The organism is Pseudomonas sp. Irchel 3F6 (genome assembly GCF_900187595.1).
Classification (GTDB): domain Bacteria; phylum Pseudomonadota; class Gammaproteobacteria; order Pseudomonadales; family Pseudomonadaceae; genus Aquipseudomonas; species Aquipseudomonas siliginis.
The window spans coordinates 659,090-667,612 of sequence record NZ_FYDP01000003.1; the positions used below are offsets into that span (position 1 = coordinate 659,090).

Sequence of the window (8,523 nt, forward strand, 5' to 3'; positions counted from 1 at the left end):
TCATCCAAAAGGAGCAACACCATGAGCAATCTGCAACCCGACACCCTGATCAAAAACCCGCAAGGCTGCCACGTTGTGTCGTCGAAGGAAGTGCCGGCGAACGCGGCACAAGTCTGGGCGGTCGTTGGCGATTTCGCTGGCTTCGATCGATTCATTCCGGCGCTGTCACACACCGAAATGACCGGCGAGGGCGTGTCTTCGCTGCGCAAGAAAATCTTCAAGGACGGCAACGTCGTGGTCGAACAGCTCAACTCGCGCGATGACCAAGCACAGTGCATGACCTGGACGACGATTTACAACACCCTGGGGGTGGCGAATCTGTGGGCGGCAATGCAGGTGGAATCGCTGAGCGAAGGGAAGTCGCGAGCAACCTGGACGATCATTGCCGAACCGGCTTCCGGTGGGGAAGAGGCGTTGCCGGGGTTCAAGGATTTTGTGCAGGGGTTTGCCGATGATGCGATGGGCAATGTCTTGAAGTTGTTTGTTTAAGGCATCGGTTTGGCGGTGATTGAACCGCCGCTTTCGCGAGCAGGCTCGCTCCCACATTTGGAATGCATTTTCCCTGTGGGAGCGAGCCTGCTCGCGAAGAACGATAACGCGGTCTGCGATCTGTGAATCAGATCTTGAAGCTGTCGACCAACTGCTTCAACCGGTTCGCCTGCTGCGACAACGCATCACAATCCTTCAACGTTTCGTTGAGGTTGGCCACGCTCTGCTGGTTCAACAGGTTGATCTGGTTGACGTCGACGTTGAGAGTTTCCACCACCGCAGTCTGCTCTTCAGTCGCAGCTGCCACCGACTGGTTCATACCGTCGATTTCGCCGATGCGCTGGGTCACGCTGACCAGACGCAGACCGGCCTGATTCGCCACTTCCACGCTTTGCTCGCTGGACGCCTGACTGGCGTTCATCGTGCTCACCGCCTCACGCGAGCCGACCTGCAGCGAGGTGATCATCTTGTGGATCTCTTCCGCCGATTCCTGGGTGCGATGCGCAAGGTTGCGCACCTCATCGGCGACCACGGCAAAACCGCGCCCGGCTTCACCGGCACGTGCGGCTTCGATGGCAGCATTGAGCGCCAGCAGGTTGGTCTGCTGCGAGATGCCTTTGATCACATCGAGAATGTGGCCAATGTTGTCGGTGCTGGCGTTCAGGGTTTCGATCTGTGAGCACGACAGGCTGATTTTCTGCGACAGCTCGGTCATCGCCTGAATGGTTTGCTCGACCACCTGACGACCGTCGTCAGCTTGCTCGCTGGCGCCACTGGCGTGCTGCGAAGCATCCGCCGCGTTGCGCGCGATCTCCTGAGTAGCGGCGCCCAGCTGATTGATCGCCGCCGCGACGCTGTTGGTGCGCGCACTTTGCTCGTCGGAACCGACGATCGAAGCGTTGGACGACGCCATCACCCGTTGCGACAAGTCGTGAACGTGACGAGTCGCCGACGACACTTCGGAAATCGATGCGTGAATCCGTTCAACGAACTGGTTAAACGCGCTGCCCAGTTCACCGAACTCGTCTTTGCTCTCGACCACCAGACGCCGGGTCAGATCGCCCTCGCCCTGGGCAATGTCTTTCATCGCGCGGCCCATGGTGGTCAGCGGACGCATCAACACGTTGATCAACAGGCTCAGCAGCAAAGCAATCGCCGCGACCGCGACAAACATGGCGATCAACGCCGAAGTGCGGAATTGGCTGAGTGCGGCGTAGGCCTTATCGCGATCGATCGACAGACCGATGTACCACTGCGCATTCGGCAGATCGCTGACCGGGGTGAACGAGAGAATGCGCTCCTGACCGTTGAGCACGACATTCTGGTTGCCCTTCTCGATGCGCACGCTGGTATTCGGGTAAATGTCCTTGAGGTTTTTCATCACTTGGTCTTTGTCCGGGCTGACGATCACCTGACCGTCTGCACTGACCAGAAACGCATGGCCGAGGCCACCGAAGTCCACCGAGTTGATGATCTTGACCAGGGTTTCCAGGCTCAGGTCACCACCGACCACACCGAGCAATTCACCGTCCTTCTTCACCGGCATGGCGATGGTCACCACCAAGCCGCCGACTGCCGCCATATACGGCGGCGTCAGCATGGTGTTGTCGGCGGCCACGGCCTGCTTGTACCAAGGCCGCTGACGCGGATCGTAACCGTCCGGCATCTTCGCATCGGGGCGCTGGGTGAAGACACCGTTGGCCTGGCCGACGTAAGTGAACTGGAAGTTCGACGTGAAGGCCGGCTGATCGACAAGACCCGGCAAGTCGGCATTCCTGCCTTGATGGGCAACGTTCTGCGCGAGGTTTTCCAGCACCAGAATCCGTCCGCTCATCCAGTTCTGCACGCTGCTGGCGGTGAGGTCACCGGCCTGCTGCACGGAAGACTGCAGGTTCTGGCGAATGGTGTTTCGCTGCAAGTAATCGTTGTAGAGCGTGAACAACGCGAACGCCAGGACGACGACGCCCGAAGCGGCCAGGAGGATTTTATGGCTGAACTTGAGATTCATTTCATGGGACTTCTTATGCCAAAAGTGGGGATGCGTTCCGGTTGCAACATTCCATGTACAGCGCAGGCAGCGTTCTTCTGGCCGCTCTACTTTGGTGCACGCATTTCTCACCAGTCTGTCGGCCAACGGCGGAGAAATCTTAGGGCCGCGTGAGAAATGGACGGTTTTAGGACAGGATTCCCGCCGAACGGCGTGCCAGAGCGGCTGCGAGGGAATTTTTCACAACCGCCATAGGGACGACGGTTGCAAAATCTGTAACCCTTGATGACAATGCGACTAATTATCATTTGTGACGTTCGGGCTGGCGTGGTCATGTCTTCACCTGAGTTGGTCGTACAGGCGCTTTACGGTAGTCATCACGGCTGGCTCAACGCTTGGCTGCGCGCGCGGCTGGGCAACGCAGCGGATGCGGCGGATCTGGCTCAGGACACTTTCCTGCGCCTGCTGCAACGTACTGAACGCCTCGAACTCAAAGCGCCTCGCGCTTTCCTGCGGACCATCGCGCGCGGCCTGGTGATCGATCATTGGCGCCGCGAGGAAATCGAGCGGGCCTATCTGGAAACCATTGCTCATTTGCCTGAAGGCGAAGTACCTGACGCCGAATCGCGCGCGTTGGTGCTGGAACTGCTGGAAAGCATTGCGCGCATGCTTGAGGGTTTGAAGCCGAAAGTGCGTCAGGCGTTTCTCCTGGCGCAGTGCGAAGGTTTGACTCACAAACAGATCGCCGAGCAGTTGGGCGTGTCGGTACGTTCAGTGGAACGCTACGTCGCCGATGCGCTGTATCACTGCTATGTGTTGCGATATGAAAGCTGATGCCTGTGGATAATCTCTCACTCGGTCGCCGCGTCGAGCCGCGTCAACACGTGGTCAAGCAAGCGATTCACTGGCTGCTGCGGCTGCGCAATAACCACGGCAATTCGCGGCTGACTCGCCAATGCGAGCAGTGGCGCGCCGAGCATCACGAACATGAAATCGCCTGGCAGCGGGTACAGTCGCTGCAAGCCGAATTGAGCTCCAGTCTGCGCGCCGTGCCGGGTGCGCAGGTCGCTTTCAATACCTTGGAAAACAGTGCGCAGGGGCTGGGCCGACGCCAGGCCTTGAAGTTGTTGTCGGGCGCGCTGTTGATGGGCTCCGCCGCGTGGCTGGCCAAGGACAGCGCCGCTTGGCAGCAATGGAGCGCCGACTACGCGACGGCGACCGGCGAACGGCGCGGTTTCCAGTTGCCCGACGGCACGCGCATCGAACTCAATACCGCCAGCGCCGTGGACCTGGATTACACCGCGCAGCAGCGCCTGATCAAACTGACCCGTGGCGAAATCATCGTTACCTGCGGTGGCTCTGACGAAGGCGCGGCGGCCGATCGACCGCTGCGCATACAGAATCGCCACGGGAGTTATGAACCGTTCGACGCGCGTTTCATTTTGCGTCAGGACGATCAGTGCACGCGGCTCAGCGTTACCCGCGGCCGAGTGTTGGTTCGCGCTGGCGGTCATTCCCTCGAAGCGCTCGCCGGGCAAAGTTTTCTGGTCGACCAAAGCGGTTTGCGCGCAGCGCCGACGCCGGATATGGATGCGGGCGCCTGGCTCGACGGTTTGGTCGTCACGCGCAATATGCGCCTGGGTGATTTTCTTGCTGAAGTCGCCCGTTATCGCCCGGGTTTTCTGAGTTGCGCGGCGGATATCGCAGACTTGCGCCTCTCTGGGGTGTTCCGTCTGGAGGACACCGACAGGCTGCTGGCGGTCCTGCCGCAGACGCTGCCGGTGCAATTGCGTTATCGCACCCGCTGGTGGGTGACTCTGGAGCGTGCGGTCTGAACATTTTTTGGCGGGTTTTCGCAGGCAGTCCGGCTTAGTCAGTAAGCACTTCAACTCAGCCCCCGCGACTGCCTACGGAAATCCACAATGACTGTCCGCGCCACTTGTAAGAACCCTCTGAATTTCACTGCAGAATCGACACTGCTGCGCCATGCGGTTCGGGCAGCGCTGTTGTCCACTGCGCTGGGCGTCAGCGTGTTACCGAGCCTGAGTCTGGCCGCCAACACCGGCACCGAGATCAGCCACCGCTACAACATTGCTGCCGGGCCATTGGGCGAGGCGTTGAATCAGTTTGCCCGGCAGGCCGGTATCACCCTGGCGATGACACCGCAACAGACTCAAGGTCAGCAATCACCCGGCGTGCAGGGTGAATATTCGACCGACCAGGCCTTGAGCCATTTGCTCGGCAGCTCAGGGTTGGAAGCCGTCAGCCAGGACGGCAGCAGCTACATTCTGCGCCCACTCGCTGAAAGCGAAGCTCTGGCCTTGCCGACCACTGATATCAAAGGTTTTGCCCTCGGCAACGCGCTGGGCAGCATGGCCGGCTACAACGCCACGCACAGCCAGATCGCCACCAAGACCAGTACCGCATTGCTGGAAACCTCGCAAAGCGTATCGGTGGTCACGCGCGAGCAAATGGATGACCAAGGCTCGCAGACCGTCTCGCAAGCGATGCGCTACGCCCCGGGCGTGCTGACCAACCCGTATGGCGCTACGCACCGTTACGACTACGTGGCGATGCGCGGTTTCAACGACGGCTCGGTGGACAACATCTACCTCGACGGCCTCAAGTCGATGGGCGACAGCGGCACCTACAGCACCATGCAGGTCGATCCGTATTTCCTTGAGCGTGTGGACATTCTCAAAGGCCCGTCGTCCGTACTGTACGGCCGCAGTTCGCCCGGAGGCCTGGTCGCATTGACCAGCAAAAAGCCGTTGTATGAGGCCTACCATCAGGTGCAAGCCACGGTGGGGACGCAAGGCCAGCGTGGGGTTGGTTTTGACTTCAGCGGTCCGGTCGATGACGACAAGCGCATTGCCTATCGTCTGACCGGACTAAGCGATCAGTCCGACACGCAATTCGACCATAACAAGGAAAAACGCTTCGCCCTTGCGCCGACGCTGAGCGTCGATTTCAGCGAAGACACCTCGCTGACTCTGCAAGCCTATCTGCAGCACGATCCGGACGGCGGCTATCACGGCGGCGTTCCGGCGGACGGCACAGTCCATCAGCGCAATGGCGAGCGCATCTCGCCGCGCTTCTTCGAGGGCGAGCCGGGGATCGATGGCTACTCCCGTGACCAGCAGTCGTTTGGCTATCAGTTCGAACATCGCTTCAACGATGTCTTCACCGCCCGGCAGAACTTCCGCTATCTCGATTCCAAAGTGAACATGGATCAGGTCTACGCCTATGGCTGGACCACCCCGACCAGCAATGAACTGAACCGCTATTACACCGGCGGTGATGAGCGCCTGCATGCGTTTATCGTCGACAACATGTTGCAGGCCGAATTCTTCACCGGCGCGACCAAGCACACAGTCCTGATGGGCGCGGATTATCAACGGCGCAAAACCGTGGTCGACTGGACCAGTGGTGGACTGGCGCCGATCAATGCGTTCAATCCGGTATACGGCAACTCGGCGATCGAAATGTATGGCGACACCAGCTATCTGCGTCGCCTCGAACAGACCGGTGTGTACCTGCAAGACCTGATCGAGATGGACAAGTGGCGCTTCTCGCTGGGCCTGCGTCAGGACTGGGTCGAGACATCCGATGAAAACCGCATCGCCGAAGCGGGGCGTCCGGTTGGTACAGAGATCAATGATCGGCGCACGAAACTCACTGGGCGTGCCGGCGCTTTATATCTGTTTGATAACGGTCTGGCGCCATACATCAGCTACTCCGAGTCGTTTAACCCGAACTCCTATGCCGACAGCGCCGGTAATCCACTCGCCCCTACCGATGGCACACAGTGGGAAGTCGGTTTGAAGTATCAGCCGCCGGGCACCGATAACCTGTTCACCGCCTCGCTGTTCCGCATCGACCAGGAAAATCTCGCGACCAAACTGCCGCAGGAAAACTTCTATCGCGCGGTCGGTGCCGTACGCTCGCAAGGTCTGGAGCTGGAAGCGCACATGCAACTGACCGATAACTTGAAAGTGCTCGGCAGTTACACCTTCACCGACATCGAATATTCCAAATCGATGATCAGCACCTTGAGCACGCCGACCGATGTCATCGAGAACAAGGGCAACTCGCCGACTCAAGCGCCGCGCCACATGGCCTCGCTATGGGCTGACTACAAATTCGACAGCGCCGCACTTGATGGTCTTCGCCTGGGTGGTGGGGTGCGCTATGTCGGCTACAGCTGGGCCGATGCGGAGAACACAATGAAGGTGCCGTCTTACACGCTGTTCGATGCCTCGATTGGTTATGACTTGGGCAAGGTCGGCTTGAAAGGAGTGGATGTACGGCTCAATGCGAACAACCTGACCAATGAATCCTATGTCGCGTCCTGCGCCAGTCTGAACTTCTGCTACATGGGCGAAGAACGCAACGTAGCGGCGACCGTCAGCTATCAGTTCTAAAGCCGTGTCCTGTGCATAAAAAAGCCAGCCCCTGATATCAGGGGCTGGCTTTGTCGTTTCTTCGGGGGTGTTCTGTATGCGTGCGTTTCTGGTTTTATTGCATCGATATATCGGCCTGGCCATTGCGGTGTTTCTATTGCTGGCGGGCCTTACAGGCAGTGTGCTGGCGTTCAATCATGAACTGGATGAATGGCTGAATCCGCAATTCTATAAAGCGACGTCAGTGGGTGAGCGCCTGCCGCCCGGCGCGTTGGTAGAGGCGGTGCAAACTGCACATCCGAAACTGCAAGTCTGGTACATGGAGTATCCGCAGGAGGCGGGGCATACGGCGCTGCTGGCGGCCGTTCCGCGTAAAGATCCGGCGACGGGCCAGCCGTTCGATGAGCGCAATCAGGTGTTCTATCTGGACCCGATCAGCGCGGAGCAAAAAGGCGCGCGCTACTGGGGTGAATGCTGTTTTCAGCGGGAGAACTTCATCCCGTTCATTCTGGAGTTTCACTACAACCTGACATTGCCGGGTAACTGGGGATTGCTGTTGATGGGTGGGGTGGCGATCGCGTGGGTGATCGACTGCTTTGTCGCATTGTTCCTGACCTTGCCGCGCGGCAAGCCCTTCTGGAAGAAGTGGGCGACTGCTTGGAAGGTCAAAGGCGGGCATGCCTACCGCTTGAACTTCGACCTGCATCGCGCCGGAGGATTGTGGTTGTGGCTACTGCTGTTACCGATCGCCGTCAGCAGCGTAGCAATGAACTTGCCGAGCCAAGTGTTCAAGCCTGCGGTTTCTTTGTTTTCGCCCATCGAGCCGAGCGTTTATGAAGCCAGAGGACGAATGCCCGCCAATCAACTGGGGACGACACAGTTGAGCTATCAACAGGCGTACGAAAGGGCATTGCAGGAAGGGGAACGATTAGGACTGACGGCCGCGATCGGCGAGTTGTATTACAGCTTTGAGTACAACTTCTACGGCGCAGGATTTGGACAGCACGATACGGACGCTCACGGTAAATCCTGGTTGTTCTTTCACGGTACCGATGGCCGATTATTGGGACAGGAGGTCGCGGGACAGGGCACGCTTGGAGAGCAGTTCTATCGACTCCAGTTGCCCATACATGGGGGACGGATCATCGGGGTGACAGGGCAGGTAATGATCGCGGTACTGGGTGTGTTGATTGCGGGGTTGTCAGGGACGGGCGTTTATATCTGGTGGCGCAAGTGGCGGGCAAGACGCAGCAGCAAGACTCGCAGAACGGCATGATCTTTCGTACACGCTTAAATGACAAAACCCCTGTCTGCGTTAGCAGACAGGGGTTTCGGAATTCAATCTTGACGATGACCTACTCTCACATGGGGAAACCCCACACTACCATCGGCGATACATCGTTTCACTTCTGAGTTCGGGATGGGATCAGGTGGTTCCAATGTTCTATGGTCGTCAAGAAATTCTTTATCTGGCCCGTCAACACGGTAACACGCCAGCAAAAACAGGAACTTCTACTAAAACAAAACCCCAACTGCTTTCGCAATTGGGGTTTCGGAATTTAATCTTGACGATGACCTACTCTCACATGGGGAAACCCCACACTACCATCGGCGATGCATCGTTTCACTGCTGAGTTCGGGATG

At 58.4% G+C, this 8,523-nt stretch carries 6 protein-coding genes, 1 rRNA gene and 1 pseudogene; 5 read left to right on the plus strand and 3 right to left on the minus strand.

Annotated elements, in window-relative coordinates; all coding sequences use genetic code 11:
* Window positions 1-21: 21 nt before the first annotated feature.
* Window positions 22-489 carry an SRPBCC family protein gene (locus CKW30_RS14475; RefSeq protein WP_095181156.1) on the plus strand — a complete coding sequence of 156 codons (468 nt, stop codon included), beginning with the start codon at window positions 22-24 and terminating at the stop codon, window positions 487-489.
* A 127-nt stretch (window positions 490-616) separates the two neighbouring features.
* Here CKW30_RS14475 and CKW30_RS27900 read toward each other — a convergent pair whose 3' ends face one another.
* Both CKW30_RS27900 and CKW30_RS27905 read right to left on the minus strand, forming a co-directional pair.
* Window positions 617-1,402: a methyl-accepting chemotaxis protein gene (locus tag CKW30_RS27900; RefSeq protein WP_371857553.1), complete on the minus strand. Its 786-nt coding sequence runs from the start codon at window positions 1,400-1,402 to the stop codon at window positions 617-619.
* 69 nt (window positions 1,403-1,471) lie between these two features.
* Window positions 1,472-2,497, minus strand: a pseudogene (locus CKW30_RS27905) (cache domain-containing protein); the annotation flags it as partial.
* Window positions 2,498-2,809: 312 nt separating this feature from the next.
* On the opposite strand from CKW30_RS27905, the gene CKW30_RS14485 reads away from it, so the two are divergent.
* The 4 genes from CKW30_RS14485 to CKW30_RS14500 all read left to right on the plus strand — a co-directional run bounded on the left by CKW30_RS14485 (window position 2,810) and on the right by CKW30_RS14500 (window position 8,155).
* Complete coding sequence (locus CKW30_RS14485; protein ID WP_041479723.1) at window positions 2,810-3,310, plus strand: sigma-70 family RNA polymerase sigma factor; 501 nt, start codon at window positions 2,810-2,812, stop codon at window positions 3,308-3,310.
* Window positions 3,310-4,311: a FecR domain-containing protein gene (locus CKW30_RS14490; RefSeq protein ID WP_095181158.1), complete on the plus strand. Its 1,002-nt coding sequence runs from the start codon at window positions 3,310-3,312 to the stop codon at window positions 4,309-4,311. Before CKW30_RS14485 ends, CKW30_RS14490 begins: the two co-directional genes overlap by 1 nt.
* Window positions 4,312-4,398: 87 nt before the next feature.
* Window positions 4,399-6,900, plus strand: coding sequence for a TonB-dependent siderophore receptor (locus CKW30_RS14495; protein WP_095181159.1), 2,502 nt, complete (start codon window positions 4,399-4,401; stop codon window positions 6,898-6,900).
* Between the two features lie 76 nt (window positions 6,901-6,976).
* Entirely contained in the window at window positions 6,977-8,155 is a 1,179-nt protein-coding gene (locus tag CKW30_RS14500; protein WP_095181160.1) for a PepSY domain-containing protein, read from the plus strand.
* A gap of 66 nt (window positions 8,156-8,221) precedes the next feature.
* Here the strand turns inward: CKW30_RS14500 and rrf are convergent.
* A 5S ribosomal RNA gene (gene rrf, locus CKW30_RS14505) occupies window positions 8,222-8,337 on the minus strand.
* Between the last annotated feature and the right edge of the window lie 186 nt (window positions 8,338-8,523).

Excerpts from the sequence above, each read along its gene's own strand:
- CKW30_RS14475 (WP_095181156.1), top strand. The coding sequence starts at position 22 with ATGAGCAATCTGCAACCCGACACCCTGATCAAAAACCCGCAAGGCTGC.
- CKW30_RS14490 (WP_095181158.1), top strand. The coding sequence starts at position 3,310 with ATGCCTGTGGATAATCTCTCACTCGGTCGCCGCGTCGAGCCGCGTCAA.
- CKW30_RS27900 (WP_371857553.1), bottom strand. The coding sequence starts at position 1,402 with ATGGCGTCGTCCAACGCTTCGATCGTCGGTTCCGACGAGCAAAGTGCG.
- CKW30_RS14500 (WP_095181160.1), top strand. The coding sequence starts at position 6,977 with ATGCGTGCGTTTCTGGTTTTATTGCATCGATATATCGGCCTGGCCATT.
- CKW30_RS14495 (WP_095181159.1), top strand. The coding sequence starts at position 4,399 with ATGACTGTCCGCGCCACTTGTAAGAACCCTCTGAATTTCACTGCAGAA.
- CKW30_RS14485 (WP_041479723.1), top strand. The coding sequence starts at position 2,810 with ATGTCTTCACCTGAGTTGGTCGTACAGGCGCTTTACGGTAGTCATCAC.